11 protein-coding genes and 1 CRISPR repeat array are annotated in these 15133 nt (G+C 65.3%); of the genes, 5 read left to right on the top strand and 6 right to left on the bottom strand.

Annotated elements, in window-relative coordinates; translation table 11 throughout:
• The first annotated feature begins 1 nt into the window (after position 1).
• From ACYVKR_RS02160 to ACYVKR_RS02145, 4 genes are all read left to right on the top strand, one after another.
• A complete protein-coding gene (locus ACYVKR_RS02160; RefSeq protein WP_460479071.1) occupies positions 2-196 on the top strand; it encodes a DUF2905 domain-containing protein in 195 nt (64 codons plus the stop codon).
• A gap of 105 nt (positions 197-301) precedes the next feature.
• Positions 302-1732 (top strand): alkaline phosphatase, encoded by a 1431-nt coding sequence (locus tag ACYVKR_RS02155; RefSeq protein WP_460479070.1) that lies wholly within the window; start codon positions 302-304, stop codon positions 1730-1732.
• A gap of 34 nt (positions 1733-1766) precedes the next feature.
• Positions 1767-3278, top strand: a complete 1512-nt coding sequence (locus ACYVKR_RS02150; RefSeq protein WP_460479069.1) for an alkaline phosphatase — start codon at positions 1767-1769, stop codon at positions 3276-3278.
• A gap of 84 nt (positions 3279-3362) precedes the next feature.
• Positions 3363-4112 (top strand): hypothetical protein, encoded by a 750-nt coding sequence (locus ACYVKR_RS02145; RefSeq protein ID WP_460479068.1) that lies wholly within the window; start codon positions 3363-3365, stop codon positions 4110-4112.
• Positions 4113-4307: 195 nt separating this feature from the next.
• A CRISPR array of direct repeats spans positions 4308-7336; the repeat unit is 28 nt; unit sequence GTTCACTGCCGCATAGGCAGCTTAGAAA.
• A gap of 266 nt (positions 7337-7602) precedes the next feature.
• Here the strand turns inward: ACYVKR_RS02145 and ACYVKR_RS02140 are convergent.
• Positions 7603-7962 carry a PRC-barrel domain-containing protein gene (locus tag ACYVKR_RS02140; protein ID WP_460479067.1) on the bottom strand — a complete coding sequence of 120 codons (360 nt, stop codon included), beginning with the start codon at positions 7960-7962 and terminating at the stop codon, positions 7603-7605.
• A 349-nt stretch (positions 7963-8311) separates the two neighbouring features.
• On the opposite strand from ACYVKR_RS02140, the gene ACYVKR_RS02135 reads away from it, so the two are divergent.
• Positions 8312-8932, top strand: coding sequence for a pentapeptide repeat-containing protein (locus tag ACYVKR_RS02135; RefSeq protein ID WP_460479066.1), 621 nt, complete (start codon positions 8312-8314; stop codon positions 8930-8932).
• 59 nt (positions 8933-8991) lie between these two features.
• On the opposite strand, the gene ACYVKR_RS02130 is transcribed toward ACYVKR_RS02135, so the two are convergent.
• The 5 genes from ACYVKR_RS02130 to ACYVKR_RS02110 form a co-directional block, all read right to left on the bottom strand.
• Positions 8992-10932: a PhoX family protein gene (locus ACYVKR_RS02130; protein WP_460479065.1), complete on the bottom strand. Its 1941-nt coding sequence runs from the start codon at positions 10930-10932 to the stop codon at positions 8992-8994.
• 151 nt (positions 10933-11083) lie between these two features.
• Positions 11084-12322, bottom strand: coding sequence for a multifunctional CCA addition/repair protein (locus ACYVKR_RS02125; protein ID WP_460479064.1), 1239 nt, complete (start codon positions 12320-12322; stop codon positions 11084-11086).
• Positions 12322-13005, bottom strand: a complete 684-nt coding sequence (locus tag ACYVKR_RS02120) for a glutathione S-transferase family protein (RefSeq protein WP_460479063.1) — start codon at positions 13003-13005, stop codon at positions 12322-12324. The genes ACYVKR_RS02125 and ACYVKR_RS02120 overlap by 1 nt, the downstream gene beginning before the upstream one ends.
• Positions 13006-13039: 34 nt before the next feature.
• On the bottom strand, positions 13040-14584 hold the full coding sequence (locus tag ACYVKR_RS02115; RefSeq protein WP_460479062.1) for an MFS transporter: 1545 nt from the start codon (positions 14582-14584) through the stop codon (positions 13040-13042).
• Positions 14581-15069, bottom strand: a complete 489-nt coding sequence (locus ACYVKR_RS02110; protein WP_460479061.1) for a MarR family winged helix-turn-helix transcriptional regulator — start codon at positions 15067-15069, stop codon at positions 14581-14583. Before ACYVKR_RS02110 ends, ACYVKR_RS02115 begins: the two co-directional genes overlap by 4 nt.
• Between the last annotated feature and the right edge of the window lie 64 nt (positions 15070-15133).

The following is a 15133-nucleotide window of genomic DNA, read 5'->3' as shown; positions in this document are numbered from 1 at the left end:
CATGATCCGCTGGCTGATTGTCATCTTCCTCTCGCTGCTGCTGCTCAACGGCTTGTCGGCCTGGCTGCGCAAGATCGGGCTGGGCCGGCTGCCGGGCGATTTCCAGGTCACCGTCTTCGGCCGCACGCTGTGGCTGCCGTTCGCCTCCACCGTCGTGCTCAGCCTGCTGGCGGCGGGGATCGCGCGCTGGTTGTGACGGACAACCGACACGCGATTGTCATCAAGCTGCCACGCTGGCTTTCTACAGTGCTGTCCTGAAAACCGCGCCCTCTGGCGGCGCGGCTCTTTTGAGGAAGTCACAATGAAGCTCAAATTGTTGAGCGCCGCACTGGCCGGCGCTTCGCTCATGCTCACGGCCTGCGGCAGCGGAGGCAGTGGCAGCGGCAGCAACCCCGGCCCGCAGGCACCGACCAAGAACGTGCTGTTCTTCCTGGGCGACGGCATGGGCATCACCACGCTGACGGCCGCGCGCATCTACAGCGTGGGCGAGGACGGCGAGCTGACCATCGACCAGTTGCCCGAGACCGCCTTCGTGCACACCTATTCCAACGACGGCCAGGTGACCGACAGCGCGCCGTCGATGGCCGCCTACATGACCGGTGTGAAGATGAACAACGAGGTCATCTCCATGTCGGCCGACACCAAGGCCGTCGATGCCGACGGCAAGCCCTACCACGCCAAGTTCGACAGCACCTGCCCCAGCGGCAACGGCAAGTCCGTGCCCACGCTGCTCGAGCAGATGAAGGCCGCGGGCTACGGCACCGGCGTGGTCAGCACCACGCGCATCACCCATGCCACGCCGGCGGCCACGTATTCGCACGTGTGCCACCGCGATGCCGAGAACACCATCGCCGCGGCCCTGGTGCCCGGCGGCGCGGGCTACAACGCCGCCCTGGGTGACGGCGTGGACGTGGTCTTCGGCGGCGGCACCAGCTACTTCACGCCGGCCTCCGCCGGTGGCAAGCGCAACGACAGCCGCGACCTCGTCGCCGAGCTGAAGAAGGCCAAGTACGGCTTTGCCGCCAACAAGGGCGAGTTCGACAAGCTGCCCACCGACGGCAGCACCAAGATCGCCGGCCTGTTCACCAAGGACCATATGGCCTACGACCTGGACCGCGACCCGGCCAAGGAGCCGAGCCTGGCCGAGATGACCGGCAAGGCCATCGACGCGCTGGCCGCGCGCAAGAAGGGCTTCTTCCTGATGGTGGAGGGCGGCCGCATCGACCACGCGCTGCACGCCACTAACGCCCGCCGCGCACTGCAGGACACGGTCGCGTTCGACGGCGCCATCAAGGCGGCGCTCACCAAGATGCAGGCCATCGACCCCGGCCTGAAGAACACGCTGGTGGTTGTCACCGCCGACCACGACCACACGCTGCAGATGAACGGCTATGCCGCCCGCACCGGCAAGACCGAGCCCGGCAAGCCCGGCGTGCTGGGCCTGGTGGCCAGCTACGTGGACGGCAAGCCCTCGACCGACGTGGACGGCAACCCCTACACCATCCTTGGCTTCGGCAACGGCCCGGGCCGCAAGGCCACGCGCGGCCCGATCAGCAATGCCGATCTCGAAAACCCCGGCTACCTGCAGGAGGCGGTGGTTCCGCTGTCGTCCGAGACGCACGGCGGCGCGGACGTCTTCCTGGGCGCCACCGGCCTGGGCGCCGAGGGCTTCTCGGGCGTGCTCACCAACAACGAGGTATACGGCCTGATCAAGAAGGCCATCGGCCTGTAAGCCCCGCTCTCCCGAGATACCCAAGGAATCCACCATGAAATTCGCAATCAGCAAGACCGCGCTGGCCCTGACCGTGGGCGCCGCGCTGGCATCGGGTGCGGCCCAGGCCGCGGGCGAGGCCAGGAACGTCATCTTCTTCCTCGGCGACGGCATGGGCCCGGTCACCGTCACTGCCGCGCGCATCTACAAGGGCGAGAAGGAACTGGCCGCCAACCCGCAGGCCTACGCCAGCAGCGAGCGCGCCAAGCTCACCATGCAGTCGCTGCCCTATGCGGCGCGCGTCAAGACCTTCTCGCGCGACGGCCAGACCACCGACAGCGCGCCGTCTATGGCCGCGTACATGACCGGCGTGAAGATGAACAACGAGGTCATCTCCATGTCGGCCGAGACCATGGCCTACGCCGACGGCGGCAAGCAGTACATCAACGGCGAGGACTCGACCTGCCCCGCCGGCAACGGCACGCCGGCGGTCACGCTGCTGGAGCTGTCCAAGGCCAAGGGCCGCGCGGTGGGCGCCATCTCGACCACCCGCGTGGGCCACGCCACGCCGGCCGCCACCTATGCGCACATCTGCAACCGCAACGGCTACAACACCATCGCCGAGCAGTCGGTGCCCGGCCATGCCAACTACAACGCCCGCTTGGCCGACGGCCTCGACGTGCTGATGGGCGGCGGCCAGCGCAACTACCTGCCCAAGTCCGTCAACCCCAGCAGCAAGCGGACCGACGACGCCAACCTCGTCGAGATGATGAAGGCCAAGGGCTACACCTATGCCAACAGCGGCAGCACGCTCGCCGGCATCGACGCCACGCAGGCCGGCAAGCTGCTGGGCCTGTTCTCGCAGAGCGAGATGGCCTACGAGCTCGACCGCGTGAACCAGCAGCTCGACCAGCCCAGCCTGGCGCAGATGACCGAGAAGTCGCTGCAGGTGCTGTCGCGCAATGCGAACGGCTTCTTCCTGATGGTGGAGGGCGGCCGCATCGACCACGCGCTGCACGGCAGCAACGCCAAGCGCGCACTCGAAGACGCGCTGGCCATGGACAAGGCCATCGACACCGCGCTGGCCTTCATGGAAAAGAAAGACCCGGGCCTGAAGAACACCCTCATCGTGGTCACGGCCGACCACGACCACTCGATGGCCTTCAACGGCTACAGCAAGATCGGCAACCCGATCCTCGGCAAGGTGGTGGACTACCAGAGCGGCAAGCTCTCCAAGGCCGACGACGGCAAGCCCTACACCACGCTGGTCTTCGGCAACGGCGGCCGCCCCAATGCCACCGCCGCCACCCAGGTCAACGAGGAAGACGGCAAGAAGCCCTGGGTCGCCCCGGCCCGCGCCGCCAGCCGCGAAGACCTGAGCAACGTGGACACCACGCAGGACAACTTCCTGCAGGAAGTCGGCATCAACCTCGGCGCGCCCGGCGCCGAAACCCATGGCGGCGGCGACGTGATGCTGTTTGCCGGCGGCGCCGGCGCGAAGATCTTCAAGGGCACCATGGACAACACCAAGGTGTTCAGCAAGGTCAAGGAGGCCGCCGGCCTGTGATGGGCCTGGTTGCTGGTTTTTGAGTCAAATCGGCTGCTGGCGCTTGTGTATCAAGCGCCAGCAGCTATTGTTTTTATACCAATCATGCAATTATCTGTTCTGAAGGCTGCTGCGCTGGTGGCAGTGATGTGGCTGCCGAACATGGCCCTGGCGCAGGGCGCCGTATCCGCGCCCGCAGCGGCGCAGGCCACCACCACCGCCGTGAAGGCCACGCCGCCGGCGGACCTGCGCGTCACCTACTACACCCGCACCATCGGGCACGACGGCGTGCTGCGCGAGACCACGCACACCAACCGCGTCTACCGCAGGGTCGGATCGGTGTGGACCGAGCGCGAGCTGCCCGCGGCGCTGCGCCAGAGCGAGGGCCACGGCCACGAGCATCGCCACGGCCCGCACGCCGGCCATGCGCACGACGAGGCCAACGGCGCGCCGCTGCGCGTGAGCCGCGGCGACGACGGGCAGGAGAAGGTCGAGGTCATCCTCAACCAGACCCGCCGCGTGATCGAGGTCGAGCGAGCGCACCACGGTAACGTGGGCTACGGCGGATCGTGGGACGCGCAGTACTGGCTGGTGCCGCCCGCCACGCTGCAGGCCATGCAGCCCGTGGGCGCCGCCAAGGGCGGCGTGCAGCGCTACCGCCAGGCCACGGGCGAGCAGACCACCGTAGTGGACTGGGACGTGCGCGGCCAGTACCCGCGCCTGATCGAGCGCAGCGACAGCCACGGCACCGCACTGACCCGCGTCAAGGTCGAGCGCATCGCCGCGCCGAATCCTGCTCCCTGGGAGGCGAGCCAGGGATTTGACCGCGGGGATTATTCGGATCTGCTGGACTGAGCTGGGGCGGGCACAGCCGCGCTCCATGGCCGTCCTGCTGGCGCAGCGCTCCGGGAGCGGCGCCAACCCTTTTTCTGGCGCTGTTGCAACTGCTATATAAAACAAGGGCTTGCAATGCCGCCTGCAAAAAGGGGTGATCGCGCCCTGGCACGCAAAGCTCTTTCAAAATCAAGGGTCTGGAGAATCTACAATCCAGTTCACTGCCGCATAGGCAGCTTAGAAAGTTCGGATCATCTGGGTGGTCAGTGTGAACGCGTTCACTGCCGCATAGGCAGCTTAGAAAACGTCACCAGCTACCACGCCCAGCGCCGCAGCGTTCACTGCCGCATAGGCAGCTTAGAAAAGCCCGATTTCCAGCAGTTGCCGGCCGCGCTCGTTCACTGCCGCATAGGCAGCTTAGAAAACCGCCCCCCGTATTACCGCCACCGTTACTGCGTTCACTGCCGCATAGGCAGCTTAGAAAACCTGATGAGCCGCCACCGGTGCCGCCAGTACGTTCACTGCCGCATAGGCAGCTTAGAAAATGGAACTGCCACAGGAGATAGCCGAACACCGGTTCACTGCCGCATAGGCAGCTTAGAAAATCGTCATGCGCATGACCATGACTGGCGTGAAGTTCACTGCCGCATAGGCAGCTTAGAAAATTGCGGCCAGCGTTGAGCCGGTAGATCAGCTGTTCACTGCCGCATAGGCAGCTTAGAAAGTGTTGGCATCGGGCCTGCGGCCACGAACGTCGTTCACTGCCGCATAGGCAGCTTAGAAAGCATGGCGGTGAACCAGTGTGGGTATCCCTCCGTTCACTGCCGCATAGGCAGCTTAGAAAGCTGGCTTGATGCCGAGCAGGGTCAGCTTGACGTTCACTGCCGCATAGGCAGCTTAGAAAGTCTCGGCCATCGGTGGCTTGCCTGCAGAGGTGTTCACTGCCGCATAGGCAGCTTAGAAAATGAAAGCCGATCATCTGGCGATCCAGCGCGCGTTCACTGCCGCATAGGCAGCTTAGAAATTGCCCACCGGCCTGCGGGCTACGCGCAGCAGGTTCACTGCCGCATAGGCAGCTTAGAAAGCCCGCGCGAAGCCGTTTCGGATCTTCTCGGAGTTCACTGCCGCATAGGCAGCTTAGAAATGTTCACCTCGTCTGACGCGGCCGTGGCGCTGGTTCACTGCCGCATAGGCAGCTTAGAAATTCACTCGCAGGTAGAACGTGACGCGGTTCGGGTTCACTGCCGCATAGGCAGCTTAGAAATGACCGCGCCCATCGTGTGGCTGTTCATCGCCGTTCACTGCCGCATAGGCAGCTTAGAAACTGTCCAGCAGCATGAACTGGATGAAGGACCAGTTCACTGCCGCATAGGCAGCTTAGAAATGGGCCAGAGTTCGAGTTAGCGGGGCAGCCAAGTTCACTGCCGCATAGGCAGCTTAGAAAAGTCGGCCCGAATCTCGCCCCAGCGATGGCATGTTCACTGCCGCATAGGCAGCTTAGAAATCTCCGAAGCACCGGAACCGATGCTTTGGGAAGTTCACTGCCGCATAGGCAGCTTAGAAATGGAGCTGCCGCGCTACCAGCAGGCGGAGCGCGTTCACTGCCGCATAGGCAGCTTAGAAATAGTTGTGGGCCTGATACGCATGAGGAAGGCGGTTCACTGCCGCATAGGCAGCTTAGAAACTGGCCGCTGCCCAAGCCAATGCCGCTGCTGTGTTCACTGCCGCATAGGCAGCTTAGAAACACGAACCGGAGGCCGCAGCCAGCTATGCAGCGTTCACTGCCGCATAGGCAGCTTAGAAAATGGGGCGCAGGACGTTGAAGTCGTGGAAGTCGTTCACTGCCGCATAGGCAGCTTAGAAATGATCCGAACGCTCAAAACTACCGATGGAAATGTTCACTGCCGCATAGGCAGCTTAGAAATCTACAGGCACCGTCGCGAGCTGCTTCCGTATGTTCACTGCCGCATAGGCAGCTTAGAAAAAGGCCACCCTGAAATGGGCGCTGCCCGACGAGTTCACTGCCGCATAGGCAGCTTAGAAACATGGCGCCTCCGGCATCGTACTGAGCAATGACGTTCACTGCCGCATAGGCAGCTTAGAAATGGCCCAAGGGCCGGGACATCGGCCGCATCGGGTTCACTGCCGCATAGGCAGCTTAGAAACAGCTGGGCGACTCGATCAGCCGCCGGATGTTGTTCACTGCCGCATAGGCAGCTTAGAAAATCTTGCGCAGCTTGGCCTTGGCGTCGGCACCGTTCACTGCCGCATAGGCAGCTTAGAAAACACGCCTGGACAACCAGGTCAGCGCCGAGGCGTTCACTGCCGCATAGGCAGCTTAGAAAGCCTGGTGCCCCGCCTGGGGGAGGGCATGAAAGTTCACTGCCGCATAGGCAGCTTAGAAAATTCCTGCTGATGGCCCAGTACGACGGCAAGGGTTCACTGCCGCATAGGCAGCTTAGAAAACGGTGAAGGCCTCAACGACCGTATCGCACCTGTTCACTGCCGCATAGGCAGCTTAGAAATACGATATTGCTCAGACAACTGGGCGCCACCGGTTCACTGCCGCATAGGCAGCTTAGAAAGGCCGAGCCCGACAAACACCACGGCAAGGGCGGTTCACTGCCGCATAGGCAGCTTAGAAAATCCACAATGCCGGCGGCGACGGCACGGGGCAGTTCACTGCCGCATAGGCAGCTTAGAAATTCCTGCGCGCCAAGGTGACGCTGCCCACCGAGTTCACTGCCGCATAGGCAGCTTAGAAATCGTGCTGCTCAACCATGACATGCATTTCAGCGTTCACTGCCGCATAGGCAGCTTAGAAAAACGGCGATGATGGCCTTGCTGCCCTTGGGCCGTTCACTGCCGCATAGGCAGCTTAGAAAGTTACTGCCACCGCCAGAGCCTGAGCCGTCAGGTTCACTGCCGCATAGGCAGCTTAGAAAAATGCATGGCAGATGCTCAAGGCAAAGCTGGTGTTCACTGCCGCATAGGCAGCTTAGAAATCAAGCACAAGCTGGCCCGCTTCTCCATCAAGGTTCACTGCCGCATAGGCAGCTTAGAAATGCAGCAAGACGAATGCGATGGACGCCACGATGTTCACTGCCGCATAGGCAGCTTAGAAACAGCAGGCAGGGGCGTGATCGGCTCGCGCGGGGTTCACTGCCGCATAGGCAGCTTAGAAATGGCCAGCATCGCCGCTCACCATCAGTTGTCCGTTCGCTGCCGCATAGGCAGCTCAAAAAGCGAGCATGAGCAACGGACTTTTAATCCGTTGGTCTATCGCCGCCCATACAACACCCCGCCCTCATGCGAGAGCTGGGCGCCCGGCGCTTAGAACACCCCGTACCGGTACGCGAAATACGCGGCGGCCACGATACCGATGGCCGCCAGGATGGTCATTGCTCGCCCCATGGTCTCTCCTTGTGCTGGATAGCGGGATGCTACTCCGGTCTGGGAGAGGCCTCACCCGTGCGGGTGCGGCCAGGGACGTGCAAGCCGCCGCGCGCCGTCAGTAGATCCACGGTACGCCGTAGTAGTCGTTCACCTTGCGGCCGTAGGCCTCGTCGTATTCGGGCGTGGTGGCGCGCTCGTAGCGGGGCGCCTGTTCCAGCTGCTCCTTGGCCAGCGAGACCACGTAGCCGCCCATGTCGGGGTCGTACTTGAGGGTTTCCCACGGCAGCGGATAGACATCGGTGCCCATGCCCAGGAAGCCGCCGAATTCCATGACGGCGTAGCGGACCTTGCCCGAGAGCTTGTCGATCATCAGCGAGTCGATCGAGCCGAGCTTGTCGCCGGCGGGGTTGTACACGTTCGTGCCGTTGACCTTGTCCGAAGAAATGACGCTGGAGACGGTGTTGGTGGTGTCCATGTTGTCCTCCTGAGGATGGAAATGTTGAGCCAAAGAAAAAAGGCTGCGATGCACCCATTCCGTGGTGGTGAGAACCTCGCCTGCCTTGATAACCATGCTACGCACGCCGCTGCGCGTTGGGGGTAGTCATCGCCCGGGCAGCGCCGTAGGATGTTTCGCGCAGGGCATGCAGGAGCGCTGTGCCATGATGGCGGCCCATCCAACGGCGAAGAAGGCTCGCATGCGCAAGGCACCCATCGTGATCGCGGCCGTGGCGGCCATGGCCGCGCTGGCATTCGCGCTCCTCGTGAGCAGCGTCTGCCGCGGCCTGGCCCATTCGCTGTGTTGAGCCGCCCACAGAAAGCAAGCCATGGCAGACAGAAAGTACGGAGAGCCGGCACCGCCCACGAACCACACGGTCACCGGCGCCGACTGGTACCGCCGCGAACTCGAGCGCGAGGAGTACGGCCAGACGCTGTTTCTCGACCTGGACATGACCGAGGCGCAGAGCAGCGGCTGCGTCTTCCAGGAGTGCACCTTCCGGCGGGCGCGCTTCAACGCCTCCGTGCACCAGTCCAGCGCCTTTGTGAACTGCACCTTCGTGTCCTGCAATTTCTTCGATGCCAGGTTCACCGGGTGCAAGCTGCTGGGGAGCATGTTCGACGACTGCCAGTTCCACCACCTGCAGGTGGCGGACGGCGACTGGGCCTTCGTCGGCCTGCCGGGGGCGGACCTGCGCCGCGCGGCTTTCTCGCGCACCCGGCTGCGGGAGGCCGACCTGACGGGCGCGCGCTGCCAGGGCGGCTCGATCCGGGACGCCGATCTGTCGGGCGCCTGGCTGCACAGCGCCGACTTCTCCGGCTGCGACCTGCGGGGCAGCGACCTGAGCGCGCTGGAGCCGGGCAACGCGCAGCTCAAGAACGCGATCATCACCATCGAGCAGACCATCACCATCGCCGAAGCCCTGGGCTTTGACGTGCGGGTGCAGTAGCTCGGCGCTCACAAAAAAAGGCCATCCGAAGATGGCCTTGGGGCTGGAGTGCGTGTGGCTCAGAGCTTGATGGCCTGCGGCGAGCCGGTGAGGTAGCCCACGGCGGCGCCGAACTTGTTCTTGTAGTTGGCCTTGATCAGCGGGTCGAGCTGGTCCTTGACCACGCTGTGGATGCTGCCCCAGTCGCCCGCGTGCTGGAAGTTGCTCATGATGTAGGTCCAGCCGTTGATCTCGTCCACCGCGTGCAGGCCGGTCGATTCGCCACCCGCCGGGATCGACAGGATGCGCGACAGCTGCTTGGTGTCGACGTTGTAGGCCCATAGGAAGTTGTTCACGTGCTGGCCGCTGTCCTCGCCGATGAAGAGGGTACGCAGCTTCTCCGAGAACTTGAGGTTGTCGGGGTTGCAGATCTTGTTCGGGTTGCCGGTGTTGCCCAGCGCGTCGGCGGCAATATCCTCGCCCGCGAGCAGGGCCTTGGTGTCCACCGGCATCCACTCGCTGTTGATGGTGGCGCCGCCGGAGTCCTTCTGGCCGCCACGCAGGTTCAGCGCCATCACGGCGCCGGCCTTCAAGGTCTTGGGGATGGAGACGCCGTTGCCTGGCACGTTGGCCGCGTCGCCCGCCACCATCGATTTCTCGCAGTTCTGCAGCGCAGAGTAGGCGATCTTGTCCTTGGCATTGACGGTCGTGCCTTCCATCTTGGTGAAGCCCATGCTGGCGCCCAGGTAGGCGGCGTAGCGGTGGGTTTCGAGGAAGGCGGCGGCCTTCTCCATGCCGGGGTTCAGCTTGATCCACTCGGTCTTGCCGTTGGCCACGATCTTGGTGAAGCTGGCGTCCTCGGGGTCCTTGCTCGCCACGGCCATGATGTCGGTGGGCTTGAGCGTGTTGGCCAGGTTCTCGATCTCGCTGCTGCTGGCCGAGCCGAGCTTGATCCAGGTCAGCGGCGCGCCGGCGGCGCCGGGGGTGATGGAGAAGCCCGCGCCCACCTTGGCGGCATACAGCGTGCCCGAGGACAGGTCCTTCTCCCGGTCGGCCACGAACACGAAATAGGCGCTGTTGGTGGCGTCGTCGCCCATCAGCGCGGTGCGCTGGTCGGGCATCACCTGCACCAGCTCGTGCGAGATGCGGCCCATGCAGAAGTGCTTCTTGATGCTGGCCGTGCCGTCCTTGTTGACGGTGACCTCGGGCATGTGGCCGTAGTGGTAGGGGTTGGCCGCCGTCTCGCTGCCGTACAGGTTCTTGCTGTAGGCCTTGAACTGCGAATTGCTGGCGGCGGTGAAGGCATCGGGCTCGTACTCTTCGCTGGACAGGTGCGTGCCCCAGGGCGACAGGCTGGCGCCGCAGGTGATCCACAGGCCGTGCACCTTCGAGGTGTCCACGTTGTGGTACTTGACGAGGCTGAGCTTGCCGGTGGTCTGGTCCTGGTCCAGCGTGAGCACGGCGATCGGCGAGGGCAGCTTGCCGTACATGTCGGTCTTGCCGTCCTGCGCCCAGGTGGTGTATTCGAACTGCACCACGGCGAACACCGGCTTGCCCTTCACGCCGTCGACCTTGGCGTCGGCCACGGTCAGCAGCGAGGTGCCGTCCGGTGCATCCGAGAAGAACTGGCGCTCGCTGCCGGGCACGGTGGTGTCGATGATGGGCTGGTGGTTGATGTCCACATAGCCGCCGGCCAGGATCTTGCCGCCCTTGCCGTCGGACACCAGGTCGCCGCTCACGAAGAAGGGCTCATAGGCCAGCTTCACGTCGCGGGTGCTGTTGTCGGCGTACAGGATGCTCATCACCGCGCTGGTGGTGGTGGTTGCCATCTCGGTGGGCTTGGCCAGGGTGGGGGCCGGCATGTTCGAGAAGCTCACCGACTTGAAGGCGGCTTGCGTATCGTCGCCGCCGCCGCAGGCGGACAGCACGCCGGCGGCAGACAGGGCGGACGACAGCGGCAGCAGCGGCGCGCCGCCCAGCAGTTGCAAGAGGCGGCGGCGCGAGGTCATAACTTCAGACATGGCAAATTCACTCCGTGGGTCAGTCGTTGTTGGTTGCGCGACAACGGGGTGAACGCACTCGGTGATGCTTGCTGGTCTGCTTCTCCGCCGTTGCTCGCTTGCGCGCCGAGTATCTGTGGCGGGTGTGACGTATTGATGACTGTTGTATGACTCAGTGCTGCATGGCCTGGGCCACCGCGCGGATGCGCGCGTCATGCACCTGGGCGCCGATCTCCGCGCCCTTCCTGCCCTGCCGGGCGGCCTGCGCGGCCACCTCGGCCGTGTCCACCGCCTGCGCGGCCGCCAGGTGCGCCAGCAACGCGGCGCGCTGCGGGTAGGGCTGCGCTTCCAGGCCCAGGCGGCCCTGCGCATCGCACTGGCAGGCCAGCAGCGCATCGGCAAAGCGCGCGGGCTTGCGGAAGGCGTCGCAGCGCTCCAGCAGCCGCACGATGGCGCCGGGCGAGAACTGGCCGCTGCCATGGATGTTGCCGTGCTCGGCGGCCACGGCCAGGGCCAGCTCGGCGCAGTCATTGGGCACACGCAGGCGCTGGTGCAAGGGCTTGAGCAGCTCCACGCTGCGCGCATCGTGGCCGATGTGGCGCGGCAGCATGTCGGCGGGCGTGGTGCCCTTGCCCAGGTCGTGGCCCAGGCAGGCCCAGCGCACCGGCAGCGGGGCCTGCAGCGCGGCAGCGCGGTCGATCACCATCATCGCGTGTACGCCGGTGTCGATCTCGGGGTGGTAGTCGGCGCGCTGCGGCACGCCCCACAGGCGGTCCAGCTCGGGCAGCAGCACGGCCAGCGCGCCGCACTCGCGCAGCACCTCGAACATGCGCGAGGGGCGCGGCTCCATCAGGCCGCGCGCCAGCTCCTGCCACACGCGCTCGGGCACCAGGTGGTCGGCCTCGCCGTCGGCCACCATGGCGCGCATCAGCGCCAGGGTCTCGGGCGCGACGGCAAAGTCGTGAAAGCGCGCCGCAAAGCGCGCCAGCCGCAGGATGCGCACCGGGTCTTCGCGGAAGGCGTCGGTCACATGGCGCAGCACCTTGTGCTGCAGATCCTGCTGGCCGTTATAGGGGTCAAATAGCTCGCTAGCGCTCGTCCAGTCTGCGGGGGCAGCTATTGCATTGATAGTGAGGTCGCGCCGCGCCAGGTCTTCTTCCAGCGTCACGTCGGGCGCGGTGTGCACCACGAAGCCGTGGTAGCCGCGCCCGCTCTTGCGCTCGGTGCGGGCCAGCGCGTATTCCTCGCGCGTCTCGGGGTGCAAAAAGACCGGGAAGTCCTTGCCCACCGGCATGAAGCCCTGGGCGCTCATCTGCTCGGGCGTGGCGCCCACCACCACCCAGTCGTGGTCGTGCACGGGGCGGCCCAGCAACTGGTCGCGCACCGCGCCGCCCACCAGGTAGATCTGCATCAGCGTTCGGCCCGGTAGGGCTCGTCCACGGGCACGAAGTCGTGCTCGGCCAGCGCGGCCTGCACCCATTCGCGCACGGCGGGCAGCTGCTGCACCCGCTCCACATACGCGGCGATCTCGGCCGGCACCGGCAGCCCGTAGGTTGTGAGGCGCATGCATATCGGCGCGTAGTAGGCATCGGCCACGCTGAACTCGCCAAACAGCATCGGGCCGCCGTGGCGCGCGAGCAGGGCACTCCACATGGCCGCGAGGCGCTCCACGTTCTTGCGCACGCCGGTGTTGTCGCGCCAGACCACGCGGCCCACCGCGGCCAGGTCGGCCTCGATGTTCATGCCGCAGGCGCTGCGCAGCGCGGTGAAGCCGCTGTGCATCTCGGCCACCACGCTGCGCGCCGTGGCGCGGGCGGCGGCATCCTGCGGCCACAGCTGCTTGTCGGGAAAGCGCTCGGCCACGTACTCGGCGATGGCCAGGCTGTCCCACACGGTGGTGTCGCCATCGACCAGCACCGGCACCGTGCCCGTGGGGCTCACGGCGAGCATGGTGCGCTTGAATTGCGAGTCGGCGCCGAAGTCGTCGAAGCGCACGTATTTTTCCTCGAAGACGATGCCGGCCTGGCGCAGCAGCACCCAGGCGCGCATGGACCAGGACGAGTAGTTCTTGTTGCCGATATAGAGTTGCAGCATAGGGGTTCTCCAGGAACGGCCCAGTTTACCCAAGCTATTTCAACCGCTTCTGCACCATGACGATTACCGCTGCCGCCACGGCAATCGCCGCCACCCCCTGGTACAGGTGCTGGCAGGCGATGAAGACGGCCTGCCTGTCCACCTGCGCGCTCAGTTGCGCGAGCGCCGCGCCGTGGGCCTGGCCGGCGCTGTAGCCCAGTTGCTCGAAGCGGTGCTGCGCCTGATCCAGCCACTGCACGGCGGCAGGGTTGGCGGGGCTGATGCGGCCGGCCAGGCTGCTGTACTGCGCCAGGTGGCCGTTCTGCAGCGCCACCGCGGCCACGGCCGAGGCCAGCGATACCGTCATCTGCCGCATCACGTTCTTGGTCTGGTAGCCCTTGGCGAAGTGCTGGTCGCCCAGCGCGCGCCAGGTCAGCGCCGCCACGGGCAGGATCATCAGCACGCCGAACAGCCCCTTGACGGCCAGCGCGCCATAGAGGGCGGTGATGGGTGCATCCGGTGGCAGCGAGGCCATCCACCACGCGGCCGCCGCCATGCACAGGCAGCCGGCCATCATCATCGCCCGCTTGTTGGCCACGCGGGCCGAATAGCGGATGTACAGCACCACCGCCACGAACGACACCGCGCCCGCAAAGCTGTTGAGCCAACCCGTGGTCACCACCGGAATGCCCAGCCCCTGCTGCGCGAACTGCGGAAACAGGTAGTTGCTGAAATTGACGATGAAGTAGTACATCGCATACAGCGCCAGCCCGGCCAGGAAGCCCGTGTTGGCCAGGTCGCGCAGGTGCAGCAGCGGCTCGTCGTGCCGCCACTGGTGGATGCTGAACAGCCCCAGCAGCGTGATGCCCGCCAGGACGGCCAGCGCCAGCTGCTCGGGCCGGTCGAACAGCTCGTAGCGCGCCTCCGAGAACGCCCACTGCACCGAGCCCACGGCCAGCACGAACATCACGATGGGAACGAGCGACCAGCGCACCGGCTGTGCGCTCTTGCCCAGGTGGCGCGGCATCAGCCAGCGTACGCCCAGGGCCGCCGCCGCCGCGATGGGCAGCACGATCCAGAACACCCACTGCCAGCCCCAGCCGTCCACCAGCGTGGCCGACAGCACCGGCGCCACCACGCCCACGCCAAAGATGCTGAGCATGAAGCAGCGCGACGCCAGCGGCCTGAGCGACGGCGAGAACAGCAGCGGGATCAGCACCCGCGTGCTGAGGAAGAACGCCCCGCCGCCCATGCCCTCGAGCATGCGCGCGGCGATCAGCTCGGGCAGGTTGGTGGCCAGAGCGCAGCCGATGTCGCCCAGCCCGAACAGCGCCAGCGCCAGCAGCAGGTAATGGCGGTAGCCGAAATGCCGCGTCAGCCACTGCTGCAGCGCCACCATCAGCATATTGCCCACGGCATAGGCCATCTGCACCAGCGCAAACTCCTGCGGCGCCGCGCCGATGGCGCCCAGGATGTGCGACGAGGCAAACACGAACATCCCGTTCTCGAGGAACTCCATGCCCACCATGGCGCAGACCACCGCGATCAGCAGGCGCTGCTTCTGCTGGTGCAGCAGCTGCTGCAGGGGCCGGGCAGTCATGCTTGGCCTGCGCGCAACTGCACATGCACCTGGCCGAGCTGCCGCGCCATCGCCTGCACCTGCTGCTCGTCCAGCAGCGCCCAGGTGCCGGCATACACCGCCTCCACCAGCGGCACGGCCACGGCCAGCGCCTCGGCGCCGGCATCCGTCAGCGCCAGCTGCTGGCTGCGCCGGTCGCTCTCGTGCGCCGAACGCGCCACCAGCGCCTTCTTCTCCAGCCCGTCGAGCAGCCGCGTGATCTGCGTGCGCGTGGCATCCAGCGCAACAGACAGCGATGTGGGCCGCAGCGGCTCGTGCACGCTGTCGGCCAGCAGGCGCAGCGCCAGGTACTCGCGCATGTGCAGCCCGCACGGCGCCAGCGCCGCGTCTATGCGCTGCTCCAGCAGATGCGCGGCATGCAGCAGCTCGCGCGACGCGGCAATGGCGTCGCGCAGCAGCGGGGGCTTGCCTGCAAGCAGGCGGTTGCGGCGGGATTCGATGCTCATGGTGGGTGATGTTGATTTAATTTCATTTGTAATTATATCGTTTGAAGCAAAATGAGCGCAAGAT

The organism is Comamonas humi (assembly GCF_054782535.1).
The sequence above is the reverse complement of the archived record's forward strand: the minus strand, read 5'-3'. Positions and strand labels throughout refer to the sequence as shown.